Annotated in this window: 22 protein-coding genes; 13 read left to right on the top strand and 9 right to left on the bottom strand. The window is 63.6% G+C overall.

Annotation, left to right across the window (positions count from 1 at the left end):
* The first annotated feature begins 66 nt into the window (after window positions 1–66).
* The 6 genes from FHY55_RS11460 to FHY55_RS11435 all read left to right on the top strand — a co-directional run bounded on the left by FHY55_RS11460 (window position 67) and on the right by FHY55_RS11435 (window position 4,217).
* Complete coding sequence (locus FHY55_RS11460) at window positions 67–549, top strand: SspB family protein (RefSeq protein WP_140014322.1); 483 nt, start codon at window positions 67–69, stop codon at window positions 547–549.
* A 145-nt stretch (window positions 550–694) separates the two neighbouring features.
* Window positions 695–1,252 (top strand): class I SAM-dependent methyltransferase, encoded by a 558-nt coding sequence (locus FHY55_RS11455; protein WP_140014321.1) that lies wholly within the window; start codon window positions 695–697, stop codon window positions 1,250–1,252.
* Window positions 1,253–1,431: 179 nt separating this feature from the next.
* Window positions 1,432–2,829 (top strand): class II fumarate hydratase, encoded by a 1,398-nt coding sequence (gene fumC / locus FHY55_RS11450; protein WP_140014320.1) that lies wholly within the window; start codon window positions 1,432–1,434, stop codon window positions 2,827–2,829.
* On the top strand, window positions 2,826–3,005 hold the full coding sequence (locus tag FHY55_RS11445; protein WP_140014319.1) for a DUF4169 family protein: 180 nt from the start codon (window positions 2,826–2,828) through the stop codon (window positions 3,003–3,005). Before fumC ends, FHY55_RS11445 begins: the two co-directional genes overlap by 4 nt.
* Window positions 3,006–3,200: 195 nt before the next feature.
* Window positions 3,201–3,986 (top strand): Hint domain-containing protein, encoded by a 786-nt coding sequence (locus FHY55_RS11440; protein ID WP_168222985.1) that lies wholly within the window; start codon window positions 3,201–3,203, stop codon window positions 3,984–3,986.
* A gap of 3 nt (window positions 3,987–3,989) precedes the next feature.
* Window positions 3,990–4,217: a ribbon-helix-helix domain-containing protein gene (locus FHY55_RS11435; RefSeq protein WP_140014317.1), complete on the top strand. Its 228-nt coding sequence runs from the start codon at window positions 3,990–3,992 to the stop codon at window positions 4,215–4,217.
* A 19-nt stretch (window positions 4,218–4,236) separates the two neighbouring features.
* Here FHY55_RS11435 and FHY55_RS11430 read toward each other — a convergent pair whose 3' ends face one another.
* The 3 genes from FHY55_RS11430 to FHY55_RS11420 all read right to left on the bottom strand — a co-directional run bounded on the left by FHY55_RS11430 (window position 4,237) and on the right by FHY55_RS11420 (window position 7,795).
* On the bottom strand, window positions 4,237–5,598 hold the full coding sequence (locus FHY55_RS11430) for a cytochrome P450 (protein WP_140014316.1): 1,362 nt from the start codon (window positions 5,596–5,598) through the stop codon (window positions 4,237–4,239).
* Between the two features lie 90 nt (window positions 5,599–5,688).
* Entirely contained in the window at window positions 5,689–6,945 is a 1,257-nt protein-coding gene (locus FHY55_RS11425; protein ID WP_140014315.1) for a hypothetical protein, read from the bottom strand.
* A gap of 103 nt (window positions 6,946–7,048) precedes the next feature.
* Window positions 7,049–7,795, bottom strand: coding sequence for a cytochrome c biogenesis CcdA family protein (locus tag FHY55_RS11420; RefSeq protein WP_140014314.1), 747 nt, complete (start codon window positions 7,793–7,795; stop codon window positions 7,049–7,051).
* Window positions 7,796–7,931: 136 nt separating this feature from the next.
* Between FHY55_RS11420 and FHY55_RS11415 the strand changes: the two genes are divergently transcribed.
* Window positions 7,932–8,162 (top strand): sulfurtransferase TusA family protein, encoded by a 231-nt coding sequence (locus FHY55_RS11415; RefSeq protein ID WP_140014313.1) that lies wholly within the window; start codon window positions 7,932–7,934, stop codon window positions 8,160–8,162.
* Between the two features lie 50 nt (window positions 8,163–8,212).
* Here the strand turns inward: FHY55_RS11415 and FHY55_RS11410 are convergent, their stop codons facing one another.
* From FHY55_RS11410 to FHY55_RS11385, 6 genes are all read right to left on the bottom strand, one after another.
* On the bottom strand, window positions 8,213–10,933 hold the full coding sequence (locus tag FHY55_RS11410) for a ribonuclease E/G (RefSeq protein ID WP_140014312.1): 2,721 nt from the start codon (window positions 10,931–10,933) through the stop codon (window positions 8,213–8,215).
* Window positions 10,934–11,412: 479 nt separating this feature from the next.
* Window positions 11,413–12,504 carry an ABC transporter ATP-binding protein gene (locus FHY55_RS11405; RefSeq protein WP_140014311.1) on the bottom strand — a complete coding sequence of 364 codons (1,092 nt, stop codon included), beginning with the start codon at window positions 12,502–12,504 and terminating at the stop codon, window positions 11,413–11,415.
* A gap of 24 nt (window positions 12,505–12,528) precedes the next feature.
* Window positions 12,529–14,184, bottom strand: coding sequence for an alpha-amylase family glycosyl hydrolase (locus FHY55_RS11400; protein WP_371706926.1), 1,656 nt, complete (start codon window positions 14,182–14,184; stop codon window positions 12,529–12,531).
* Window positions 14,185–14,191: 7 nt separating this feature from the next.
* Window positions 14,192–15,349, bottom strand: a complete 1,158-nt coding sequence (locus tag FHY55_RS11395) for a carbohydrate ABC transporter permease (protein ID WP_140014309.1) — start codon at window positions 15,347–15,349, stop codon at window positions 14,192–14,194.
* Between the two features lie 27 nt (window positions 15,350–15,376).
* Window positions 15,377–16,381, bottom strand: a complete 1,005-nt coding sequence (locus FHY55_RS11390) for a carbohydrate ABC transporter permease (protein WP_140014308.1) — start codon at window positions 16,379–16,381, stop codon at window positions 15,377–15,379.
* 106 nt (window positions 16,382–16,487) lie between these two features.
* Window positions 16,488–17,756, bottom strand: a complete 1,269-nt coding sequence (locus FHY55_RS11385; RefSeq protein ID WP_140014307.1) for an ABC transporter substrate-binding protein — start codon at window positions 17,754–17,756, stop codon at window positions 16,488–16,490.
* A 288-nt stretch (window positions 17,757–18,044) separates the two neighbouring features.
* On the opposite strand from FHY55_RS11385, the gene FHY55_RS11380 reads away from it, so the two are divergent.
* The 6 genes from FHY55_RS11380 (at window position 18,045) to FHY55_RS11355 (ending at window position 24,431) form a co-directional block, all read left to right on the top strand.
* On the top strand, window positions 18,045–19,070 hold the full coding sequence (locus tag FHY55_RS11380) for a LacI family DNA-binding transcriptional regulator (protein ID WP_140014306.1): 1,026 nt from the start codon (window positions 18,045–18,047) through the stop codon (window positions 19,068–19,070).
* Window positions 19,071–19,079: 9 nt separating this feature from the next.
* Complete coding sequence (locus FHY55_RS11375) at window positions 19,080–20,405, top strand: GH1 family beta-glucosidase (RefSeq protein ID WP_140014305.1); 1,326 nt, start codon at window positions 19,080–19,082, stop codon at window positions 20,403–20,405.
* Window positions 20,402–21,367, top strand: coding sequence for a glucokinase (locus tag FHY55_RS11370; protein ID WP_140014304.1), 966 nt, complete (start codon window positions 20,402–20,404; stop codon window positions 21,365–21,367). The genes FHY55_RS11375 and FHY55_RS11370 overlap by 4 nt, the downstream gene beginning before the upstream one ends.
* Window positions 21,368–21,538: 171 nt before the next feature.
* A complete protein-coding gene (locus FHY55_RS11365) occupies window positions 21,539–21,829 on the top strand; it encodes an STAS domain-containing protein (protein WP_168222984.1) in 291 nt (96 codons plus the stop codon).
* Complete coding sequence (locus FHY55_RS11360) at window positions 21,826–22,218, top strand: response regulator (protein ID WP_140014302.1); 393 nt, start codon at window positions 21,826–21,828, stop codon at window positions 22,216–22,218. Before FHY55_RS11365 ends, FHY55_RS11360 begins: the two co-directional genes overlap by 4 nt.
* Window positions 22,218–24,431, top strand: a complete 2,214-nt coding sequence (locus FHY55_RS11355; RefSeq protein ID WP_210410475.1) for a chemotaxis protein CheA — start codon at window positions 22,218–22,220, stop codon at window positions 24,429–24,431. The genes FHY55_RS11360 and FHY55_RS11355 overlap by 1 nt, the downstream gene beginning before the upstream one ends.
* Window position 24,432: the final 1 nt, after the last annotated feature.

Below are 24,432 nucleotides of genomic sequence, written 5' to 3'. Positions count from 1 at the left end.
CCCTGTCATTCGGCCCCGAATCTCTTATGCTGAGGGCAACCAAGCACCAAGAGGCCTTCGTCCCTGATGACCCGAGAAATCGACTACGGCAGACTGATGCACCGGGCCATGCGCAGCCTGATCCGCGATGTTCTGTCTGAAGTCGCGGAGCGGGGCCTGCCGGGCCAGCACCACTTTTTCATCACCTTCGACACCCGCGCCGAGGGCGTCGAAATCGCGGATTGGCTGCAAGAGCGTTACCCCGAAGAGATGACGGTGGTGATGCAGCACTGGTTTGATGATCTCGACGTCACCGATGAAGGGTTTTCCGTTACGCTCAACTTCGGCGATGCGCCCGAGCGGCTTGTCATCCCCTATGACGCCATCGCCACCTTCGTTGATCCTTCCGTCGAATTCGGCCTGCGCTTTGAAAGCCAGGACGAGGAGGAAGATGACGAAGAGGACGAGGTTGAAGAGTTCGTCGCCCCGGCCCCCATGGCTGAGGATGTCGAAGAGAGCGATGAGCAGCACGACGCCGAAGTCGTCAGCCTCGATAGTTTCCGCAAATAGCCCCTACATGACAGTTCTGAATCGGCCCGGTGACACGCGCGTGGCACCGGGGTGAAGTTTCAGTAAAGCAGGCATTTCAGCCTTGCCCGAGGCGGTTGGGCTGGCGCATCTGGCGGGTATCAACCAGATATTGAGGGTCCGCCAAATGCCCAGCGATTTCACCGTTTTCCTCTCCGAAATGTTCCGCAAGCCCGGCGAGGTGGTGGCCATCGCGCCCTCTTCCGCCGCCGTCGCCCGCAAGATGACGGAGGGGCTGGAAGCCATCGAAGGCCCCATCGTCGAGATCGGCCCGGGCACCGGCGTGTTTACCAAGGCGATCCTCAAGCGGGGCATCCACCCCTCGCGGCTGACCTGCATGGAAACCAATGACCGCTTCTGCGAGACGCTGCGGCAAAAGTTCCCGGGCGTGAACGTGCTGAACCGGCCCGCTCAGGAAATTTCGGAGGTCGGTATTTCGGGCGTCGGCGCGGTGATTTCTGGCGTTCCGGTGCTGGCCCGTCCGAAAATCCAGCGCGAGGTGGTCGGCCGTGCGCTGGAGGTGATGCGCCCCGGCGGGATCTTCGTGCAGATCACCTACAGCCCCGGCGCACCGATCAGCCCCGAGATGCAGGCCGAACTCGGCGTCTCCGCCCGCCGCCGCGGCATCACATGGGCCAACCTGCCGCCCGCGCATGTTTGGGTGTTCACCCGCCGGGCGCAGTAACGGGCCCGCTCATCCGCCCCCGTCTCCTCGGGCTCGCTCCGAGGAGCCCTACCTGCAGAGATCCTCGGATCAAGCCCGAGGATGACAGCCCCGCCAGCGACAGTTTGCGCTAACCTGCCATTGACCGCCGCGCCCGGTCGGGTATGTCTCCTCCGACATTACCAGCAAAGGGCGCAATCATGGCCGATACCCGCACCGAGACCGACAGCTTCGGGCCGCTTGAAGTTCCTTCCGACAAGTATTGGGGTGCCCAGACCCAGCGCTCCATCATGAACTTCCCGATCGGCTGGGAAAAGCAGCCGGTGGCCATCGTCCGTGCGCTCGGCGTCATCAAGCAGGCCTGCGCCGAGGCCAACAAGGAGAGCGGCAAGCTCGACGCCAAGCTGGCCGATGCCGTCATTCAGGCCGCCTCCGAGGTGGTCGACGGCAAGTTTGATGACAACTTCCCCCTCGTCGTCTGGCAAACCGGCTCTGGCACCCAGAGCAACATGAACGCCAACGAGGTCATCGCCAACCGCGCCATCGAGATCCTCGGCGGCGAGATCGGCTCCAAGGATCCGGTCCACCCCAACGATCACTGCAACATGGGGCAAAGCTCCAACGATACCTTCCCCACCGCCATGCATATCGCCACCGCGATGAGCGTGCGCGACGTGCTTATGCCGGGGCTGGAAAAGCTGGCCTCCGGGCTTGAAGCGAAGTCCGAAGAGTTCAAGGACATCATCAAGATCGGCCGCACCCACACGCAGGATGCCACCCCGCTCACGCTTGGGCAGGAGTTCTCGGGCTATGCCGCGCAAATCCGCAACGGCATCAAGCGCATCGAGGCCGCCATGCCCGGCATCTACGAGCTGGCACAGGGCGGCACCGCCGTGGGCACCGGGCTGAACACCGTGGAGGGCTGGGGCGAAACCGTGGCCGCCAACATGGCCCGCATCACCTCCCTGCCTTTCGTCACCGCGCCCAACAAGTTCGAGGCGCTGGCCGCCCATGACGCAATGGTCTTCCTCTCCGGCGCGCTCAGCACCGTTGCGGGAGCGATGTATAAAATCGCCAATGACATCCGCTTCCTCGGCTCCGGCCCCCGCTCCGGCCTCGGCGAGCTGATCCTGCCCGAAAACGAGCCGGGCAGCTCGATCATGCCCGGCAAGGTGAACCCGACCCAGGCCGAGGCGATGACCCAAGTTGCCGCCCACGTGATGGGCAATGACGCCGCGATCAAGTTCGCCGGCTCGCAAGGCCACTTCGAGCTGAACGTCTACAACCCGATGATGAGCTACAATCTGCTCCAGTCGATCCAACTGCTGGGCGACGTGGCTGACAGCTTCACCGAGCGGATGCTCTCTGGCATCGAGGCCAACAAGCCCCGCATCCAGAAGCTGATGGAAGAGAGCCTGATGCTGGTAACGGCCCTCGCCCCCACCATCGGCTACGACAACGCCACAAAGGTCGCCAAGACCGCCCACAAGAACGGCACGACCCTCAAGGAAGAGGCCATCGCGCTCGGCTTCGTGGATGCCGAGACCTTCGACAAGGTGGTGCGCCCCGAAGAGATGGTCGGGCCGAAGGCCAAGTGAGCAAGCCGGTCAACCTGAACCGGGTGCGAAAAGAGAAGGCGCGGGCCGAGAAGAAGGCCCGGGCCGACGAGAATGCGGCCCTGCACGGGATGACCAGGGCCGAAAAGCAGCGGGCGAAAGCCGAGGCCGCGCGGGTGGCCCGGCTGCACGATGGCGCGAAACGCGGCGAAGAGTGAGCCGCCGCGCTTGCCGGGCCGGTTTTAAGCCGCCGGAGCCATGCAAATTTACCACAGCGCCGCCTTGTGTCGTGAGCGGAGAATCGCTTGCCACATTCTTGCCGCATTTCGGCCCGAACTTTGCCCGAGACCCGGAAAACCGGGCAATATCAATGAGGCAGGCGCGGGGCCACTCCCCGCGAGACGGAGATGGGAATGGGGACCGAGCTGGCACGGGCGCCGCGTTTGACGCGGGCCGAACTTCAGGCTGACATCGAAGAATTCACAGCACATACCGCCGTAGAAACCGGCGAGTTTGCAAAGGCTTACGTGGCACCGGGGCTGGCCAAGCTCCTGCCCAACGCGCGCCGCCTCAGCCGGGCGCTAAAGCCCACACTCAAGAGTTTTGCCGCCAGCCCCAAGCCGGGCGTCTGGCTTGAAAGCGCTATTTCAGGCGAGGCCCGGGTGCTGACCCCCGAGGGCGCCGTGGCGGCGAGCCAACTTCGCGTTGGCGATATGGTCGAAACCAAGGATATGGGGCCGCTCAGGGTCAAATGGGTTGGGCTCACGCGGGTGACGCGCGAGCAACTCGGCCAAAGCCCCGCTCTCTGCCCCGTCCGGGTCAAGGCCGGCGCGATTGACGGCACCTATCCGCGTCAGGATCTGGAGCTTTCGCCCAACGCCGGGCTGGTGATGCATTCCAACGCCAACCCCGAGGATGAGCAGCTTGTTTCCGCTGCCGCGCTCTCCCGGCGCGACGGATTTTGCAAGGCAATCCCGCGCAACGGCATCACCTATGTGCAAATCCTGCTGGAGCGCCATGCGGTGATGGTCGTGGAAGGGCTTGAGATGGAAACCTTCCACCCCGGCAACCTGCGCCCCGTAAAGGAAGAGGCGGGCCTCTGGTCAGAGATCATGGCCGCCCTCCCCGAGCTGGAGCATGAGCTGGATTGCTACGGCCCCCGCGTGCGCCCCGTGCTGCGTGATCGCGCGCGGCCCTAAGCCATGGCCCGGCCAGAGAAACACTCGCTAACACTGGCCGGGCATCGCACCTCGGTGTCTCTGGAGCCCGAGTTTTGGGCCTGCTTTCGCCAGATCGCGGCAGAAAAAGATATACCGATCAATGCTTTGGCCGCTGCCATCGACGCGGATCGCGGCGTCGAGCGCGGCCTTGCCTCGGCCATCCGGGTCTTTGTGCTGGGCCACTATATGGCGCGCGCCAAGGCGGAGTGACTGCGAGGAGAGGCCCCGCCTACCGCCGCGACACCTGCAAGTGAATCCCATCCGCCGCCCGCACCGTCAGATGCGCAACCGGGCGTGGAACCTTGCCCTCAATGGTCTCAAAACGCAGCCGTTTCAGCAGCATCGCCAAAATGAGCGGCCCCTCGACCATCGCAAACCCGGCGCCCGTGCACACGCGCGCCCCAGCCGAGAACGGCATATAGGCCTCCCGCCCGCATCGCCGCCCCTCCTCGGTGCTCCAGCGATCTGGGTCAAACCCGTCCGGATCACTCCAAAGCCGCTCATGGCGTTGCTGATGCCATGGTGAGAGCACAATCTGCGCCCCCGGCTTCACCGCACGGTTGCGGAAGGTCTCGGCCTTCACATTCTCTCGCACCATCATCGGCACGGGCGGATAAAGCCGCAAGGTTTCGCGGAACACATCCCGGATGAATTTCATGCCGGAGATGTCTGAGAATGTTGGATTTTCGGGTAAGCTCGCGGCCTCCTCGGCTGCCCGCGCCTGCACCTCGGGAAAGGCCGCCAGCAGGTAAAGCGCCCAAGCCAGTGCCGAGGCCGATGTTTCATGTCCGGCGAGAAAGAAGATCGCCACCTGATCGACCATTTCCTCGGTGTCAAAGGTCTCGCCAGTCAGCGGGTCGGCGGTGCTCATGATCTTGGTGGCAAGGTCATCCGGCGCCGTGCCCCGCGCAATCTCCTCGGCCCGCGCTGCCGTCAACTCGGTGATTAGCGCCCGAATTGAGGCCGCCGTGCGCTTCACCTCACGCGCATGAAACCGTGGAAACCATCGCGGCAGCGGCAGGAAGGCGGCGAGGTTGAGGATCGGTTGCGCCCGCTGATAGGCGCGAAACTCCGAGAACACCCGCGCCGCGATTTCATGCTCGATCGGGATCGAGAACAGCGTGCGAAAGATCACATCCGCCGCGGCGTGCGAGGTCTCCTCCTCCACCTCCAGCGCACCTTCGCGCGCCTCCATCCGCGCCACGCAGGCCTGCGCCGCCTCCAGCATCGCCGGAAAGGTCTCGCGCAGCCGCCCGCCCTCGAAGGCCGGGTCGATAATGCGGCGCTGGCGCTTCCATGTCTCGCCATTGGTGACGAAAACCGAATTACCCAGCAGCGGTGCCAGCCCCTCGCGCACGCGGTTGGACTTTGGAAAGTCGTCTGGCCGTTCCTTCAGCACCAGATCCACCAGCGCAGGCTCGTTCACCAGATAGCTGCGAAAGAACGGCGTGCGAAATTCCGCCATCCACGCGCGGTAAAGCTTGGCGGGCTGCGCCGAAAGAATATCCTGCCGGAACAGGCGGATATAGTTGCGCAACGTGGTCTTCTCAGGACGCGACGGCGGTTTGGGCGGCAGATGCGGGCAGGTCATTGAGCTGTCATCCTCGGGCTCGACCCGGGGATCTCTTGCCGGTGGAGAACCTCGGGTCAAGCCCGAGGATGGCCTGCGCCGCGCAGCAGCTCATGCCGCCCGCGAGGTGTAGCGTGAGGCGGGCGTTTCGATCCGGCTCTTGGAAGGCACCCGCTCGGCATACCGCGACGCCAGCGAAAGCGGCCCGGCGGTGATGAGGAAATAGTCATAATCGCGGGGCCGGTCGAAGGCGCAGAGATACTGAAAATGCAGCCGAAAAAACCGCCGTTTGATCTCGTTCCAACGCTCAGGGCTGAGGGTTTGGGTGAAAGCAGCAGAAAACACCAGCGGCCAGCGCTTGCCATTCTCCGGCGCAACCCCGGTGACGGACACCGGATCGCAAAGCGCAAAGGCGCAGCCATCGCCCGGCGCGGTCACATCCACCCAAGTGATCTGGTCCCATTGGCAAAGGTCATGCAAATCGGCGCGCAGCCTGTCGGCCTTTGGCAAAAAGCTCACCATCGGCACCACATGGCCCAGCGTCAGGAAGCCGAGGCGCGGCCCCTCGCCCTGCGTCCAGCCAGAGCGCATCAGGTCGGCCAAAACCGAAATGCCAATGTGGGCGCCCGACGAATGCCCCACCACCAGCACCTCATCCACATCGCTCGCCAGCGCCTCTTCCACCCGAGCGCGAAACTCGGCAATCCGCGCCTCAAGTTCTGGCGGGTTGGCCCCCTTGTGGCGGGCCGAGTAGCTGTAGTCATGCATCAGGTAGTAGGCGAAAAACTTGTTATCCCGCTTGCGAAACCAATGCAGCACGGCCCAGCCCACGGAGAGGAACAGGATGATGCCCAAAAGCGCCGCCGTCACCCCGAGGTGCACCGGCACGGGCAGTTGCAGCAGTGCCCAACCCCCAAGCCGCACGGCGGCGTAGCCAAGGGCGCAGGCCAGCAAGAGCTGCCCGAGCAAAAAGACAATCGGGTAGAGCGCGGCAATCACCGGGCCCTTGCGCAGCCGCATCAGCCTGAACAGCGCGCCGGAGGCGATATAGGTCCAAGCGGTGCGGACGAGCATGGCATAGGTCGCCGGGATCGAGGGGTTCATCGAGGCCTTCACGATATCTGACCAGAGCAGCACCTCGATCTGCGCCTCGGTCTGCGCCCCGCCCACCTCGCTTTGCACGCCCCAGGCAAAAGGCCCCTGCCCCTTCGTGGCATGCTGGCTGATCCGGTAGCCCGAAATCTCGGCCTGCGCGGCGCTCTCCTTGCGATAGAGCTCGCGGTAGCGGCGCGGATGAAACGGGTCATAGCCGGGGATATAAATCACCCGGCGGCGCGTCACATCCTGCGGTGTCTGCTCACTTGCCATCAGCCTTATCCTTGCCGTTCCGGCGCTCTTAGCAAGGGAATTTGGCGAAAGTTGGAAGCCGCCCGGCGGCAGACACAGCCGATTGGTGGGATAAGCCCACCAGTCACCCAACGGTCGCCAGCGCCGGGAAGATTTCCAGCAGCCAATAGGAGAAGTCCGAGAAAGCGCCGGTAAGCATCAGCAAGCCCACCGTCCACAGCAGCAACCCCATGATCCGCTCGATCCGCCCCATGTGGCGCTTCATCCAGCCCATCAACCCCTTGAGGCGGGGGAAGAAGGCCGCCACGGCGAGGAACGGCAGGCCGAGGCCGAGGGCGTAGAGCGCCAGCAGAAAGGCCCCGCGCGCCACGTCGCCCTCCATCGCCGCCATCGAGAGGATCGCACCGAGAATCGGGCCAAGGCAGGGCGTCCAGCCGAAGGCAAAGGCAAGGCCCAGCACGTAAGCGCCCATAGCCGAGCCGCCCCGGTCGCCCGCGTCGATCCGTGCCTCCCGGTTCAGAAACGGTAGGGTGAAGATGCCAAGAAAGTGCGCCCCGAACACCATGATGACGAGCCCCGCCGCCATGGTGAACCATTCGCGGTTTTGCAAAAACACGCCCCCCAGCGCCGAGGCCGCCGCGCCGAGCAGCAGGAACACCGTCGAAAGCCCCAGCACAAAGAACCCGGCCGCCACCATCACCCGTTTGCGCCCTGCCCCCTCCATCTCATCCATCGAGATACCGCCCATATAGGCGAGGTAGGGCGGCACGATCGGCAGCACACAGGGGCTGACGAAAGAGATCAGCCCGCCGACCACCGCGATGAGAATGGCCGGCAAGAGCGCGGCGTCCATGATATCGATGCCAAACATGTCTTTTCCTTTAAGCCCCCCGCGCGCGGGCCGAAAGCCCCGCTGCGCTCACAAGACCGTGGCGCATCATCGCGCCCTTATCCATTTGCGCCCTGTGGCTCTTCCGCCCCGCTGCCCCATCGGCTACCCCTGCCCCATGACCAGCCACCACGCCACCCTCGACGCTTCCGGCCTGCTTTGCCCCCTGCCGGTTCTGAAAACCGCCAAGCGGCTGCAGGCGCTGGCTTCCGGCGAGGTGCTGCGGGTTGAAACCGATGATCCGGCGGCTCTGATCGACATGCCGCATTTCTGCACCGAATCCGGTCACGCGCTTCTATCGCAGGAAGAAATGGGCGAGGCGATCATCTGGCATATCCAAAAGAAATAGGGGCGCGCCCGGCAAGGCACGCCCCTTTGTTCTGTTTCTAAGGGCCCGGTTCAGCGCCCGAGAGACCACCAGCCTTTGCGCTTCGGCTTCGCAGGCTTCTCTTCAACGGCTTCCGGCGCGGCCTCTGTGGTTTCCAGCACCGGCTCCGGCTCTTGCTTGGGCTCGGGCGCAGGTTCTGGCGTGGCCTCGGTCACAGGTTCCTCCGGCGCGGCCTCAGCTGCAGGCGCTTCGGCCTCCGCTGCAGGCGCCGCCTCGGCCGGGGCCTTCTTGCGGGTGCGCCGGCGCTTGGGCTTCTCCTCGGCTACCGGCTCTTCGGCAGCCACTGGCTCTGCCGGGGCTTCGGCGGCGGTTTCCGCAGGCGCGGCCTCTGCCGCCTCCGGCGCTTCGGGCGCAGGCTGCTCTGCCTCGTCGGACTTCTTGCGAGACCGGCGACGACGGGTGCGCTTGGGCTTCTCTTCGCTGGCCTCACCGGCCTCTGCGGCTTCGGCACCCTCGCTTTGCGGGGCCTCTTTCGGGCTATCGCCTTCGGAGCTCTGATCGCTGGAGTTGGCGTCCTGAGAGTTGGCCTCTTGAGAATTGGCCCCCTGAGAGTCGGTCTTGCCGTTCTCCTGACCATTCTCCTCACCAGAGCCTTCACCGCCGCCACCGCGACGCCGACGACGCCGACGGCGCTTGCGCTTGGGCCGGTCCTCTCCGTTTTCCTCGGCTTCGGGCGTCTCGGAGCGGGCCTCAGCCTGCTCTTCCTCTTCCTCCTCGATCTCCGGCAGATCGGTGGTGTCGATGGAAATCACCGGGGCCGTAACCTCGGCAATCGAGCGCGTTGCCGTCTTCAGCTTCTCCAGCGTGAAGTCGGGCGAAATCATATGCGCATCCGCCTCAAGCCGGACCGACAGCCCATAGCGGCTTTCGATCTGGGCAATGTGCTCGCGCTTCTGGTTCATCAGGAAGTTGACGATCCCCACCGGCGCTTTCAGCAGCACCTCGCGGCACTTGCGGCGGGTGCCCTCTTCTTCGATCTGGCGCAGGATAGCGAGGCCGATGCTGTCATCCGAGCGCAGCAGGCCGGTGCCGTGGCACGAGGGGCAAGGCTGGGTGGAGGCTTCGAGCATGCCGGGGCGCAGGCGCTGGCGGCTCATCTCCATCAGGCCAAAGCCGCTGATCCGGCCCACCTGAATGCGGGCGCGGTCGGTTTTCAGCTTGTCCTTGAAGCGCTTTTCGACGGCGTTGTTGTTGCGCCGCTCTTCCATGTCGATGAAGTCGATCACGATGAGGCCCGCAAGGTCACGCAGGCGCAACTGGCGCGCCACCTCTTCGGCGGCCTCCAGGTTGGTTTTCAGCGCGGTTTCCTCGATCGAGCCTTCCTTGGTGGCCCGGCCGGAGTTGACGTCAATCGCCACCAGCGCCTCGGTCACGCCGATCACGATGTAACCGCCCGACTTGAGCTGCACGGTCGGGTTGAACATCGCCGCAAGGTAGCTTTCCACCTGATAGCGGGCAAACAGCGGCAGCCCTTCGGTGTATTGCTTCACGTTCTTGGCGTGGGACGGCATGATCATCTTCATGAAGTCCTTGGCGGTGCGATAGCCGGTCTCGCCTTCCACCCAAACCTCGTCGATCTCCTTGGAGTAGAGGTCGCGAATGGTGCGCTTGATCAGGTTGCCTTCTTCATAGATCGGCGCAGGGGCCACCGACTTGAGGGTCAGCTCCCGGATCTGCTCCCAAAGGCGCTTGAGATACTCGTAATCGCGCTTGATCTCGGTCTTGGTGCGCTTGGCCCCTGCCGTGCGCACGATCAGGCCGGCGCCCTGCGGCACCTCAATCTCGCTGGCGATCTCTTTCAGCTTCTTGCGGTCCGCGGCATTGGTGATCTTGCGCGAGATGCCACCACCACGGGCAGTGTTGGGCATCAGCACACAATAGCGGCCCGCAAGGCTGAGATAGGTGGTCAGAGCCGCGCCCTTGTTGCCACGCTCTTCCTTGACGACCTGCACCAGCAGGATCTGCCGCACTTTAACGACTTCCTGAATCTTGTAGCGCTTGGGCCGGGGTTTGCGCGGCTGGCGGATCTCTTCCTGCACATCTTCATCGGCAACCGACTCGATGTCTTCATCCTTGTCGGAGGCAGAGGTTTCCTCGGCCTCGTCATCATCGTCGCCCGCGTCCTGATCATCACCCTCATCTTCAGCGGGTGCCTCACTGGCGGAAGCTTCGGCCTTTGCCTCTTCTGCGCCCTGTTCGGCAGGCGTTTCTTCGGCAGGCGCGTCCTCGGCCTCGGCCTTTGCCGTGTCAGCAGCGGCGGCATCCCCCTCGGTCAGGAGCGTGTCGGCCTCTTCCTCTTCACCAAGATCAACCACATCCATCCCGGCGATGGAGCCATCCACCTCTTTGGTGGCCACGGCATCATTCGTGTCGGCCTTCTTGGAACGCGAGCGGCGGCGGCGCGAGCGCTTGGGCTGCTCCTCCTCGGCGGCCTGCGCCTCGGCATAGGCCCGCTCTTCCTCCAGCAGCGCCTGACGGTCGGCCACCGGAATCTGGTAGTAGTCGGGGTGAATTTCGCTGAACGCGAGGAAACCGTGGCGATTGCCGCCGTAATCCACAAAGGCCGCCTGAAGCGAAGGCTCCACGCGGGTGACTTTTGCTAGGTAGATATTGCCGGCAAGCTGGCGTTTGTTGACGGTCTCAAAGTCAAATTCCTCAACCTTGTTTCCGTCGACCACCACAACCCGAGTCTCCTCGGCGTGGGTGGCGTCGATAAGCATTTTCTTAGCCATATTAACTCATTGCACGGCGAAGCTCGCCTTTGCCCTGGTGGGCCGAGGTGAGGATGTCCGTGTCTGGAAAGGGGATGAGCGCGGGACGTGCGCGGCAGGACGCGTGCTGATGCAGCTTCCCTGGCCTCGTCGACTATCCTCACGCGTTGCATCGCGGTTTGTCTCCGACGCGTCCCGGCCTTTCGGCGGTCACGCCCGTTTGGGGGGCCATGCCAGCGTGGTGCGGGCCGGGCCGATTGGCCCTTCAAGTCACTGCTCTCAGGGCCGGTTAACTCTGGCGGACGTGCGGTAGCGGCGCGTGTGGCTCGCGGTAGGCCCGTCCCTGCCAGGGAAATCGCTCCGGACCATCTCGGGGCACCTGCCCCGGACCGTCCGTGGACCGACCATAACGGAGGGCGGCGTGAAATGACAATGGCAAAAGCGCTTTCATGGCGCACGTTTAGGTTGAGCCACCTCGGGCCACTCCGCCCCTAGCGCCTTTACCGATAGCGCAGAGACTCCCCGCCTGCGAACAGATGCACCTTCTCGGGCGACGCCGCCAACACCACTTCCTGCCCGCGCATCTCGCGGTGCACGCCCGGCAGCTTGGCAATCACCTGCTCACCGCCGTGTTGTGGCTCGAAGTAGAGCAGCGTGACTTCTCCAAGGTTCTCAGAGTATTCCACCACGCCCTTGAAGCAACAATCCGCCTCGGATCCGGTGCTCAGATCTTCGGGGCGGATGCCGATCTTGACCTCCATGCCCATGTCCGCCACCTGAGTGGGAACCGCCGAATGAGCCACAACGCCAGAGGCCAGCTCCACCGCCGTCACCTCGCCCGTCTCCACAATCTTGCCGGGGATCAGGTTCATCGCGGGCGAGCCGATAAACTGCGCCACAAACTCGTTGCGCGGCGTCTCATAAAGCTCCAGCGGCGTGCCAACCTGCGCAATGCCCTTGTTGGCCAGCACCACGATGCGGCTGGCCAGCGTCATCGCCTCCACCTGATCGTGGGTAACGTAGATCATGGTGCTCTCGGGCATAGCCTCCTTGAGCTGGGCAATCTCGATCCGCGTGGCCACGCGCAGCGCGGCATCGAGGTTCGAGAGCGGCTCGTCGAACAGGTAAACCTTCGGGTCGCGCACGATGCTCCGGCCAATCGCCACACGCTGGCGCTGCCCGCCAGAGAGTGCCTTGGGCAGCCGGTCGAGATACTCGGTCAGTTGCAGCTTCTTGGCCGCCGCGTCGACGGCCTCATCAATCTCGGCCTGGCTTTTCTTGGCGAGTTTGAGCGCAAAGCTCATGTTCTCGCGCACCGTCATATGCGGGTAAAGCGCGTAGCTCTGGAACACCATCGCGATGCCGCGCTCGGAGGGCGGCACATCGTTCACCACCTGCCCGTCAATCTCCAGCGTGCCGCTGGTGATCTTCTCCAGCCCCGCGATCATCCGCAGCAGCGTGGACTTGCCGCAGCCCGAGGGCCCGACAAAGACGATCAGTTCGCCGGTGTCGATATCGAGGTTGATATCCTTGAGCACGTCCACGGTGCCGCCATAGGTCTTGGCCACATCGGTCAGTTTCAGCTCCGCCATCGCGGTGTCCTCCCTCGTATCCTCTTAGCGGCCCATGAGGGCAAAGCCCCACGGCCCCAGCGTTACCCGGCCTTCGCCAAGGGCAACCGCCCCCAGCGCGCCTGCTTCCTGTAGCGCGCTCCAGCCTTCGCCCATTTCATGCACAACTTCGCCCTCGCCCAGATGGAAGAGCGCCAGCACCTCGCGGCCTTCCAGCGTCCGGTGGATCACCAGCAGGTCGTCTTCGGCCTCGATCTTCTGCGCACCGGTCGCTAAAGCTTCATGCGCCTTCCTCAGCGCCACTGCGCGGCGGTAGTGCGCCAGCATCGAGGCGTCGTCGCCCTCCTGCTCGGCCACTGACTTGGGCAGATGCTCGGGCGAGACCGGCAGCCAAGGCCGCGCCTCGTTGCCTTGCGAAAAGCCGCCATGCACCCCTGCATCCCAAACCATCGGCGTGCGGCAGCCATCGCGGCCCTTGAACTCGGGCCAAAACTGGATGCCGTAAGGGTCTTGCAGGTCTTCAAAGGCCACCTCGGCCTCGGGCAGCCCCAGCTCCTCACCCTGATAAAGGCAAGCCGAGCCGCGCAGGCACATCATCAGCACCACATAGGCCCGCGCCGCCTCATCGCTCAGATGCCAGCGGCTGATATGGCGCGGCACGTCATGGTTGGAAAACGCCCAGCAGGCCCAACCTTCAGCGGCCACATCCTCAAGGTGATGCATGGTTTCGGCGATATAGGCGGCGCTGGGGATGTTCTGCGAGAGCAGCTCGAAGGCGTAGCACATCTGCATGCGGTCTTCGCCCTTGGTGTATTCGCCAAGGATCTCCAGCCCGCGCTGCGCATCGCCCACCTCGCCCACGGCGGCCGCGCCATAGGGCTTCATCACCCCGCGTAGCTTCTCCAGAAACGCAAGATTTTCGGGCTGGTTCTTCGAATACAGGTGATCCTGCCAGTTATAGGGGTTCACCGCCGGGGCGATGTTGGAATTACGCCGCGCCGGGTCGAGCGCCGGGTTGTCGCGCAGCTGCTTGTCGTGGACATAGAAGTTGATCGTATCAAGGCGGAAGCCATCCACCCCGCGCTCCAGCCAGAACTCTGCCACCCGCAGAAGCTCCTCCTGCACCTCGGGGCAATGAAAGTTCAGGTCCGGCTGCGAAGTGAGGAAGTTGTGCAGATAATACTGCATCCGCGCACCATCCCACTCCCAGGCCGAGCCGCCAAAGATGCTGAGCCAGTTGTTCGGCGGCGTGCCATCGGGCTTCGCTTCGGCCCAAACATACCAATCCGCCTTCGGGTTCGCCCGGTTGGTGCGGCTCTCCACAAACCACGGGTGCTGGTCCGAAGTGTGGCTGAGCACCAGATCAATCAGCACCTTCAGCCCCAACTCATGGGCCCGGGCGATCAGCGCATCAAAATCCTCCAGCGAGCCAAACATCGGGTCCACATCCCGATAATCGCTGACGTCATAGCCAAAATCCTTCATCGGGCTCTTGAAGAACGGGCTGATCCACACGCCATCCACCCCGAGGGAGGCAATGTGATCTAGCCGTTGGGCAATGCCCGCAAGGTCGCCCACCCCGTCGCCCGAGCTGTCCTGATAGCTGCGCGGATAGACCTGGTAAATCACCGCCCCCCGCCACCAGTCAGGGTTGGTTGCGCGCGCCTGAATGGCGCCCTTGATGCTCGCTTTCATATTCATATCCGTCTTACTTCACCGAGCCGGCCAAAAGGCCGCGCACGAGGAACCTTTGCATTGCGAAAAACACCAGCAGCGGCACCGAGATGGAGACAAAGGCCGCCGTGGCCAAAATCTCCCAGTTGCCGCCCCGTGTGCCGAGGAGTTCGACGATCTGCCGGGTCATCACCGTGGTGTCGCCCGAGCTGTCGATGAGGAAGACCAGCGCCACCAGAAGGTCGTTCCATGTCCAGAGAAACTGGAAGATGGCAAAGCTGGCCAGCGCCGGGAAGCTGAGAGGCAGGACGATCTTGGTGAAGATCTGAAAGTCCGTCGCCCCGTCCACCTTGGCATTCTCGATGATGTCGCGCGGCAGGCCCACCATGTAGTTGCGCAAGAGGTAGATCGCCAATGGCAACCCGAAGCCGGTATGGGCCAGCCACACCCCGAGGTAGCCCTTGCCGATGCCGATCTCGTTGTGCAGCTTCAACAGCGGAATGAGCGCCAGCTGCAACGGCACCACCAGCAGCGCCACGATGGCCGCGATCAGCAGCGCGCGGCCCGGAAAATCCATCCAAGCCAGCGCATAGGCGGCGAAGGCCGCGATGAGGATGGGGATGATCGTTGCCGGAATCGTCACCGTCAGCGTGTTGAAGAAGGCCCGCGCCATACTGTCTGTCCGGTCGCCCGAAAACAGCACCCGCTCATAATTGGCGGTGGTAAACTCCGGCGGCACCGTGGTGCTCACAAACACCCGCTGCCCGCGCCCGCTGATCTGCTCGTCATCGCCCTCCCAGCGGTAGTTGCCCTGCGCATCCACCGTGAAGTTCTCACCATCGCCCAGATCGGCCACATCGCCGGGGCCATAGGCCGAGACATCGCGGCTCGATGTGCCCCATGCGGTGATGTCATCGGGCGAGCCAGCCTCGCCAAAGAAGTTGCCTTCCACCGCATAGCGCCCTGCCCCAAGGTCGATGCGCGCCTCATCCGGGTCGGCGGCGCGCTGCTGCACCACCTGCTCGGTCGGAAACAGCGCCTTCCACCAGCCGGTTGCGCTGATCTGGTCACTGGTGCGGAAGGACGACACAAGCAGCCCCACCGTCGGAAACAGCCAGAGCAGCACAAGCGCGAGGGTGGAAATCTGGACAGCCCAGCTCAGGCCCGATTTCTTGCCAGCAATGTTATCCATGGTTTTCTCCCGTCCGGTCGAGGGCCATCAGCGCATCTCCTTGCGGGCGTTGTGGACGTTCCAGACAAGGATAGGCGTCACCAGCAGCATGATGACCATCGCACTGGCAGAGCCGACGCCCCAGTCGTTCGCGCGGAACAGCTTGTCATACATGTAATTGGCCAAAACCTGCGTCTCCCATTGCCCGTTGGTCATGGCAAAGACGATGTCGAAGACCTTCAGCACCACGATGGTGATCGTCGTCCAGACCACCACGATGGTGCCCATGATCTGCGGCACCTTGATCTTGAAGAAGATCTGAAACGGGTTGGCCCCGTCCACAATCGCCGCCTCCACCGTCTCTTCGGGGATGCCGCGCAGGGCGGCGGAGAGGATCACCATGGCAAAGCCGGTCTGAATCCAGATCAGCACCGCCATGAGGAAGAAGTTGTTCCAGAACGGCACCGTCAGCCAGGCCGTCGGCTCTCCGCCGAGGCCCACGACGATCGCGTTCAGCACCCCGATCTGCTCTTCGCCCGCCGCGCGGTAGTCATAAACCAGTTTCCAGATCACCGCCGCGCCAACGAAAGAGATCGCCATCGGCATGAAGATGATCGACTTGGCCACCGCGCCCCACTTGATCCGGTCGGTCAGCTGCGCGGCCAGCAGGCCAAAGGCGGTCGAGAGCGCGGGCACCACGATCAGCCAAAGGATGTTGTTGAAGAGCGCCTCGCGAAACTTCGGATCGCCCGCCATCTGGGTGTAGTTCTCCAGCCCGGCCCATTCGTAGCCGCCGCCGGGCACCCTGTTGGTGAGCGAAAGCCGCAGCGTTTCCACCACGGGATAGGCGAGATAAAGACCAAGGGCGAAAACGGCAGGGGCCAGAAACAGCCAGGGCCGGATCATGTTGGCGCGGTTGATGTTGCGCCCCGCATTGGGGCCGCGGGCAGGAAAGAGCACCTTGTCGATAAACAGGTTCGACGCCCAGAAGTAGCCGATACAGCCCCCCACGCCGACAAAGATGGTGATCAGCCCTTGGAATGCCGGATGCATGGCGCCCCTCCCCCGTTGCCTCTGGCGGATAATCCCGCCCGTAGGGTGGGCAATCTGCCCACCATTGGCGCGCCGCCCCGAGAGAGCCCCGGGGCGGCACTTCAGATCACTTTACAGCGTCCCAGCTGTCCTGAATCTCCTGAGCCACCTGATCGGCAGGCTTGCCGCCCACATAGTCGACCATTCCGGTCCAGAAGCTGCCCGCGCCGACCGCGCCCGGCATGATGTCGGACGCATCGAAGCGGAAGGTTGTGGCCTCAAGCAGGATGTCATTCATCTTGGCGAGGGTCGGATCACCAAAAGCTTCCTTACTTACGCCTTTGTGCGGAGTCAGAAAGCCTTTGCGTGCCATCCAGATCTCATGGGCCTCTGGGGATTTGAGGAACTCAATCAGCTCATGGGCCGCCGGGCTATCATTGGAGATGGCCCACTGCGTTCCGCCGCCGAGCACCGGCTGTCCAAGATCACCCTCGCCGCTCGCAGGGAAGTAAAAGAAATCGACGTCCTCGCCCACGACCGAGCCATCGGGGAAAAAGGAGGGGATGAAGCTCGCCTGACGGTGCATGTAGCACTGCGGCGGCGCATCAAACAGTCCCTTGGGGCTCTCGCGGAAATCGACGGAAGCCGCCGCAGCAGAACCACCGGCCACCCATTCGTCATTCAGAACGAACTCACCGAACGCCTCAATCGCCCCCACGACACGCTCGTCTGTGAATGGGATTTCATTAGCAACCCACTGGTCATACACTTCAGGGGGCTGGGTGCGCAGCATCATGTCTTCCACCCAGTCAGTCGCTGGCCAGCCAGTGGCCGCCTGCGAGCCGATGCCAATGCACCATGGCGTCTCGCCGTCCTCAACGATCTGGGCCGAAAGCGCCTTCAGCTCTTCCAGCGTCTCGGGCACTTCGTAGCCCGCATCTTCGAAATTCTCGGGGATGTACCAGACGAGGCTCTTCAGATCGACCTTGTAGAAAAAGCCATAGAGCGCGTCATTGCCATCGGGGCCCGCATAGGTGCCAAGGTCAACCCAGCTCTGGCCAGCGGCGTAGTTTTCCTTGATCCAGTCGCCCGTGCCATCGGCCAGCGGGGTGAGAAAGCCACGCTCGGCCATCACGGCGGCGAGGCCGGGCTGCGGGAAGACGGCGACGTTAGGCGCAGAGCCCGCTTCCGCGTCGATCACGATCTGCTGCTCAAAGCTATCGGAGCCGGTGTAGCGCACGTCATGGCCCGAGGCTTCGGCAAAAGCGGCCAGCACCGCCTGCACATGCTCCTCGTCAGCCCCGATCCACGGACCAGCCACGGTGATCTGTTCGGCAAGCGCAGGTCCGCTCATCAGGGCCAGAACGGCGCAGCTCGTCTTGATGGAATGCTTCATGGATATATCCTCCCGGTTGTGGTGCCGAGCGCGCAGCTCGTGTCGTGATTTCCCCCGCGCAAATTTGACTGAAGCCCGAAACGACTCAGCCCTCAAAGCGCTTTGGATGGGTCAAGCATGGATCATCCCACCCCACAGGTCAACCTGCAGCTCTCCGCCGACCCCCTGTTTTTATTACCAACTTCGCGCCTGCAGCATTTTTTCGCTGCGGCCGCAAGCCTTTGACGGCGGCGGCTCCAGCCGCTAGTCTGCGCCAAAGTTAAAAGCGCTTTGAAAGGCTCCGCGCCCATGAACCTCAAGCAACTTGCCGCGAATCTGGGCTTGAGCCAAACCACTGTCAGCCGGGCGTTGAACGGCTATCCGGAGGTTGCCGAGAGCACCCGCAAGCGCGTGCTCGCCGCTGCAACGCAGCACAACTACCGCCCCAACACCCGCGCCAAAAGCCTCGCCACGGGCCGCGCCATGGCCATCGGTCACGTCATCCCGATCAGCACCAACCACGAGATGATGAACCCCGTGTTTGGCGACTTCATCGGCGGCGCGGGCGAAATCTATGCCCGCGCCGGCTATGACATGATGCTCACCGTGGTGCCCGATGACGATGAAGACACCGCCTATCGCTCCATGGCGCAGCGCAATTCGGTCGATGGCATCGTTATCCACGGCCCCCGCAAGGATGATCCGCGCATCGCACTGCTCAAGGAGGTCGGCCTGCCCTTCGTCGTCCATGGCCGCGCGCCGGTGGACGACCATGATTACTCTTGGGTCGACGTCAACAACCGTCGCGCCTTCGAGCGGGCCACACTCCACCTTGCGGACCTTGGCCACCACCAGATCGCGCTGCTGAACGGGTTGGAAGGCATGGATTTCGCCATGCGCCGCCGCGAGGGGTTCGAGGCCGCGCTCACCGCGCGCGGGCTAACCTTCCGCCCCGAGCTTCACCGCTCTGAAGAGATGACCGAGAGCTATGGCTACGAGGCCGCCGCCGAGATGCTCGGCCACTCCAATCCGCCCACCGCCTTCCTCGTGTCCTCGCTGATCACGTCCATGGGCGTGCGCCGCGCGGTCGAAGAGCGTGGCCTTGCCATGGGCCGCGATGTGTCGATCATCACCCATGACGATGATCTCGGATACTTCAAGAACGGCGGCGAAGTGCCTGTTTTCACAGCCACCCGAAGCTCTGTGCGAGAGGCAGGCCGGATCACCGCCGAAATGCTCCTCGGCCTGATTGACAGTGAAGAATCAGGCCCCCGCCAACATATCATGGAAGCCGAGTTGACCCTTGGCTCGTCCACCGGCCCAGCCCCACGATAGGAGAACCCGATGCTCCGCCACACCCGCGCCGACTTCCCCGAAGGCTTCCTCTTCGGCACCGCCACCTCGGCCTATCAGATCGAAGGCCATGAGCACGGCGGCGCAGGCCGCACCCAATGGGATGATTTCGCCGCAACCCCCGGCAATGTCGTGGGCGCCGAGAATGGCGCGCGCGCCTGTGACCACTTCAACAAGTGGCCGCAAGACCTTGATCTGATTTCTGATGCCGGGCTTGATGTCTATCGCTTCAGCCTCTCATGGGCCCGCGTCATGCCCGAGGGTATCGGCCCGGCCAACCCCGAGGGGCTCGATTTTTACGACCGTCTCGTCGATGGCATGCTGGAGCGCGGCCTGAAACCCGCCGCCACCCTCTATCACTGGGAGCTGCCCTCGCCCCTGCTCGACAAGGGCGGCTGGCGCAACCGCGACATCGCCAAGTGGTTCGCTGATTACACCTACACCGTGATGAGCACGCTAGGCGACCGTATCTGGTCGGCCGCGCCAATCAACGAGCCGTGGTGCGTCGGCTGGCTTTCTCACTTCATGGGCCACCACGCGCCGGGCCTGCGCGACATCCGCGCCACCGCCCGCGCCATGCACCACGTCTGCCTTGCCCATGGCGAGGCGATCGGCGCCATGCGCAGCCTCGGAATGGATAACCTCGGTGCCGTCTTCAACTTCGAATATGCCCAACCCGCCGATGACACGCCCGATGCCGCCCTCGCCGCGCAGCGCTATGACGGCATTTATAACCGCTGGTTCCGCTCCGGCATCTTCAAGGGCGAATACCCCGAAGATGTGCTGGAAGGCCTCGGCCTGCATATGCCCGCGAACTGGCAGGACGATTTCGCCACCATCACCGCCCCGCTCGATTGGTGCGGCCTCAACTACTATACCCGCAAGCTCATCTCCCCCGCGCCAAATGAGCCCTGGCCGCATTACACCGAAGGCGCGGGCGATCTGCTAAAAACTCAAGTCGGCTGGGAGATCTACCCCGAGGGCCTCTTCCACTTCCTCACCGACACCGCTTCGAACTACACCGGCGACCTGCCGCTGTATGTCACCGAAAACGGCATGGCCTGGCCAGACACCCCCGGCGTGCCCGATGAGGCCCGCATCGCCTATCTCGATGCCCACCTCGGCGCGGTGCTGCACGCCATCGAGGCCGGCGTGCCGGTGAAGGGCTATTATATCTGGTCGCTGATGGACAATTACGAATGGGCGCATGGCTATGGCCCCCGCTTCGGGTTGGTGCATGTGGATTACGACAGCTTGCAGCGCACCCCCAAAGCCTCCTATGAGGCGCTGAAAGCCGCATTGAGGAAGAACGGATGACCGCAGCCGCGCTGATCGCCGATATCGGCGGCACCAACACCCGCCTTGCACTGGCCCACGGGCGCGAGCTGGACGTGGCCAGCATCAAGCGCTTTCGCAATGCCGATTTCGCCAATTTCGAGGCGGTGGTGGCCGCCTATCTGCCGCAGGTCGGCACGCCGGCCATTGATGGTGCCTGCGTGGCCGCGGCCGGGCCGGTGGTCGATGGGGTGGCAGAGCTGACCAACATTGATTGGACGCTCGATATCCCCACCATTACCCGGGCGGCAGGCACTTCGCATGTGGCGCTGCTGAACGATCTTCAGGCCCCCGGCCATGCCATTGGCCATATCGCCCCCGAGGGCCTTGTGCCGGTGATCCCCGCGGCTCAGCCTGCTGCGCCTGAGGCAACCGCGCTCGTGGTCAACGTCGGCACGGGCTTCAACGCGGTGCCCGTTCATGCCACCCCCGCAGGCCGCTTCGTGCCACCCTCCGAGAGTGGCCATGTCAACCTGCCGATCCGCACCGAGGCCGACCTTCGGCTGTCGCATTACGTGGATGACAGTCACGGCTTTCCCGCGGTTGAAGAGGTGCTTTCGGGGCGCGGGCTGGAGAACGTTTATCATTGGCATTGCGCCGAAACCGGGGCCGCGCCCGAGCTGCGTGGCAGCGATATCATTGCAGCGGCTGAGGGCGGCACGAGCCCGCAGGCGGTGGCAGCGGTGCAGACCTTCCTGCGCTTTCTGGGCACGGTTTCAGGCAATCTCGCGCTGGAGCATCTGCCATTCGGCGGGGTCTTTCTGGTCGGCGGTGTGGCCGTTGGGCTTGAACGGCTGCTGGGCACCGGTGCCTTTGCCGAGGGCTTCCGTGACAAGGGCCGGTTTGCCGGCTTCATGGGTGATTTTTCGGTCACACTGGTGCGCGATGACAGGGCTCCGCTGATCGGCTGTGCCAACCATCTGCACGAGCTTCACACCGCCTGATCTGTGCTGCGCGGCGCGGGGTTGAAAAATCCTTCGCCCGGCGTGCGATTTCCTCATCTGGCGTAAGTTAATCTTAAGACCTGTCGGGCATCCCTTCCTCATCCAACCGACCGGATGAAGGAGTCGATCCATGCTTCCGCCCTTCGCCCCATACCAAAAGGGGCCTGCCCGATGAGCGATGCCAGTCTACGCCTGCCGCTTCCCGCGCGGCTCGATCTGCCCGCCGCCGCCCCGCTGCGCGATGAGTTGCTCGGTCATGCCGGCAAGCCGCTCGTGCTTGATGCCAGCGCCTGCGAAAGCCTGGGCACGCCCGGCCTGCAAGTGCTGCTCTCTGCCGCCAAGAGCTGGCGAGAGGCCGGGGTGAGCCTGTCGGTGGATGCGTTGAGCGAGGAATGCGCGGCGCAGCTCGCCATTTTCGGGCTCACCGCCGATGACCTTTGCAGCAAGGAGCTCGCCGCATGAGCCTTTCCATTTTGGCGGTGGATGACAGCCGCACCATCCGCGACATGCTCAAGCTCGCCCTCTCCCAGGCCGGGTTTGCCCCGCAGGTGGCCGAAGACGGGCTGCACGGGTTGGAAGTGCTGGAAGATATGGTCGATGACGGCACGCCGCCCGATGCGATCATCACGGACATCAACATGCCCCGGATGGATGGGTTCGGCTTCATCGACGCCGTGCGCGCCAAGGATCAGCACCGCGCCGTGCCCATTCTCGTGCTCTCCACCGAGAGCGCCGATGAGTTGAAGGCCCGCGCCCGCACCTCCGGCGCAACCGGATGGATCGTCAAGCCCTTCGATCCGGTCAAACTGGTGCGCGCCATCAACATGGTCGCAGGCAAAGGAGCTGCATGATGTCCGAAACAGATCCGATGGCCGAAATCCGGGCCAGCTTCTTCATCGAATGCGAAGAACTGCTCGAAAGCCTGCAAGACGGGCTGACCGCGATGGACGATGGCGACACAGACGCCGAAACCATCAACGTTTGCTTCCGTGCGGTGCATTCTATCAAAGGCGGTGCCGGGGCCTTCGGGCTGGAAGAGCTGGTGCGCTTCGCTCACCGGTTTGAAACCGTGATGGACGAAATCCGCAATGGCCGGCTGGAGCCCACACGAGACACCATCGCCCTCTTCTTCCGCGGTGCCGATGTGCTTTACGATATCGTCCGCGCTTCCCGCGATGGTGAAACCCTCGACAAGGCCACCACCGAAGCGGTTCTGGGCGATCTCGAAGCGCTGGTCGGTGGCGTTATCGAGGAGGAAGAAGCCGAAGAAGAGATCGACTTCGCTCCGATGACGCTCTCCCTCGATCCGCTGGACGCAGAGGAAGAGCCGGAGGCGGCAGATGCCTCTACCGCCCCGGCCATCCACGTGCGGTTTCACCCCACTGCCGAACTCTTCGCCTCGGGCAACGAACCACGCCACATGCTGGCCGCCTTGGGTGATTTCGGTGAAGTCACCACCACCTGCGACATCTCAAACCTCCCGCCCCTCGCCGATCTGGTGCCCGAAGAGAGCGCCATCGGCTGGGAGGTGCAAATCGCCGGCAGCGCTCAAAAGGACGAGGTTGCCGAAATCTTCGAATTCGTGGACGGCTTGTGCGAACTCTCGATCGAGCAAACCGGCACCCCATCCGCAGGCCTGCCAAACCTCGACACCATCGTCATTCCCGGCACGGTCGATGATGGCGAGGCACCGGGCACAGCATCGGAGGAAGACTCCGAGTCAGAACCGGAGCCCGAGCCAATGAGTGAAATGCCAGCCCCAGAGGCCCCGCCCGCGCCCACTCCCGCAGCCGCAAAACCGGCCCCCGCCACCAAACCGCCCTCGGGCGCTGCAAAGGACGGCAAGCAATCCGCCGCCGGGGCCAAGGCCACCGTCCGGGTTGACCTCGACCGCATCGAGCGGCTGGTCAACCTCGTCGGCGAGTTGGTCATCAATCAGGCCATGCTGAGCCAGAGCGTCGCCGAAGCGGGGATTCCGGCAAATTCCACCGTCGCATCAGGGCTGGAAGAGTTCCTGCAACTCACCCGCGACATCCAGGAAAGCGTGATGATGATCCGCGCCCAACCGGTCAAATCGCTGTTCCAGCGCATGAGCCGGATCGTGCGCGAAAGTTCCTCAATGGTCGGCAAATCCGTGCGCTTCATCACCGATGGCGAGCAAACGGAAATCGACAAAACCGTGATCGAGCGGCTCGCTGATCCGCTCACCCATATGGTCCGCAACGCGGTCGATCACGGGCTTGAAACCACCGAGGGGCGCATCGCCGCCGGCAAGCCCGCCGATGGTGTTGTTACCCTAACAGCGGCGCACAAGTCCGGTCGCGTGGTGCTGGAAATCAAGGACGATGGCGGCGGCATCAACCGCGACGTGGTCAAGGCCAAGGCCGAGGAAAAGGGCCTGATCCCACCCGGCGTGCCCATGCAGGACCAGGAGATTGATAACCTCCTCTTCCTGCCCGGCTTTTCCACCGCAAAAGAAGTCTCCGACCTCTCCGGTCGCGGTGTCGGCATGGATGTCGTGCGCAGCTCGATCCAGGCCCTCGGCGGGCGCGTCACTATCACTTCGGAGCCGGGCGTTGGCACGACCTTCTCCATATCGCTGCCCCTTACCCTCGCTGTGCTGGACGGGATGGTCGTCGAAGCCGGAGGCGAGATCCTCGTGGTGCCGCTCGGCTCGATCTCCGAAACCCTGACGCTTCAGTCCAGCGACATGGAACAGCTCGGCGCAGGCACCCAGCTTGTGCGCATCCGTGAAGAGTTCGTCCCGATCCTCGACATGGCGGTGCAACTCGGCTTCCGCACCCCGCTCGACAGCTACGAGGGCAGCTCGGTGCTGCTCATAACGATGGAAGATAACACCCGCTCCGCTCTGGTGGTGGAACGGATCGTCGAGCAACGCCAGGTCGTCATCAAAGGGCTGCAGGAAAGTTATGGCCGCGTGCCCGGTATCGCGGCGGCCACAATTCTCGGCAATGGCCGCATCGCCCTCATCCTCGACCCGGCGGATCTGATCGCCTCGGCGGGCACCTCCCGCAATATGCAAACCTTCGATCTTGCAGGATAAT

The sequence above is a fragment of the Oceanicola sp. D3 genome (assembly GCF_006351965.1).
Taxonomy (GTDB): domain Bacteria; phylum Pseudomonadota; class Alphaproteobacteria; order Rhodobacterales; family Rhodobacteraceae; genus Vannielia.
This window is presented reverse-complemented; position numbering and strand designations above follow the sequence as displayed.

Bases quoted from the DNA above. Each gene is read 5' to 3' on its own strand.
- FHY55_RS11385 (WP_140014307.1), bottom strand. From the start codon at position 17,756: ATGAAGCATTCCATCAAGACGAGCTGCGCCGTTCTGGCCCTGATGAGC.
- FHY55_RS11380 (WP_140014306.1), top strand. From the start codon at position 18,045: ATGAACCTCAAGCAACTTGCCGCGAATCTGGGCTTGAGCCAAACCACT.
- FHY55_RS11435 (WP_140014317.1), top strand. From the start codon at position 3,990: ATGGCCCGGCCAGAGAAACACTCGCTAACACTGGCCGGGCATCGCACC.
- FHY55_RS11360 (WP_140014302.1), top strand. From the start codon at position 21,826: ATGAGCCTTTCCATTTTGGCGGTGGATGACAGCCGCACCATCCGCGAC.
- fumC (WP_140014320.1), top strand. From the start codon at position 1,432: ATGGCCGATACCCGCACCGAGACCGACAGCTTCGGGCCGCTTGAAGTT.
- FHY55_RS11410 (WP_140014312.1), bottom strand. From the start codon at position 10,933: ATGGCTAAGAAAATGCTTATCGACGCCACCCACGCCGAGGAGACTCGG.
- FHY55_RS11390 (WP_140014308.1), bottom strand. From the start codon at position 16,381: ATGCATCCGGCATTCCAAGGGCTGATCACCATCTTTGTCGGCGTGGGG.
- FHY55_RS11400 (WP_371706926.1), bottom strand. From the start codon at position 14,184: ATGAATATGAAAGCGAGCATCAAGGGCGCCATTCAGGCGCGCGCAACC.
- FHY55_RS11430 (WP_140014316.1), bottom strand. From the start codon at position 5,598: ATGACCTGCCCGCATCTGCCGCCCAAACCGCCGTCGCGTCCTGAGAAG.
- FHY55_RS11455 (WP_140014321.1), top strand. From the start codon at position 695: ATGCCCAGCGATTTCACCGTTTTCCTCTCCGAAATGTTCCGCAAGCCC.
- FHY55_RS11415 (WP_140014313.1), top strand. From the start codon at position 7,932: ATGACCAGCCACCACGCCACCCTCGACGCTTCCGGCCTGCTTTGCCCC.
- FHY55_RS11370 (WP_140014304.1), top strand. From the start codon at position 20,402: ATGACCGCAGCCGCGCTGATCGCCGATATCGGCGGCACCAACACCCGC.
- FHY55_RS11425 (WP_140014315.1), bottom strand. From the start codon at position 6,945: ATGGCAAGTGAGCAGACACCGCAGGATGTGACGCGCCGCCGGGTGATT.
- FHY55_RS11395 (WP_140014309.1), bottom strand. From the start codon at position 15,349: ATGGATAACATTGCTGGCAAGAAATCGGGCCTGAGCTGGGCTGTCCAG.
- FHY55_RS11365 (WP_168222984.1), top strand. From the start codon at position 21,539: ATGAGCGATGCCAGTCTACGCCTGCCGCTTCCCGCGCGGCTCGATCTG.
- FHY55_RS11355 (WP_210410475.1), top strand. From the start codon at position 22,218: ATGTCCGAAACAGATCCGATGGCCGAAATCCGGGCCAGCTTCTTCATC.
- FHY55_RS11420 (WP_140014314.1), bottom strand. From the start codon at position 7,795: ATGTTTGGCATCGATATCATGGACGCCGCGCTCTTGCCGGCCATTCTC.
- FHY55_RS11405 (WP_140014311.1), bottom strand. From the start codon at position 12,504: ATGGCGGAGCTGAAACTGACCGATGTGGCCAAGACCTATGGCGGCACC.
- FHY55_RS11440 (WP_168222985.1), top strand. From the start codon at position 3,201: ATGGGGACCGAGCTGGCACGGGCGCCGCGTTTGACGCGGGCCGAACTT.
- FHY55_RS11375 (WP_140014305.1), top strand. From the start codon at position 19,080: ATGCTCCGCCACACCCGCGCCGACTTCCCCGAAGGCTTCCTCTTCGGC.
- FHY55_RS11460 (WP_140014322.1), top strand. From the start codon at position 67: ATGACCCGAGAAATCGACTACGGCAGACTGATGCACCGGGCCATGCGC.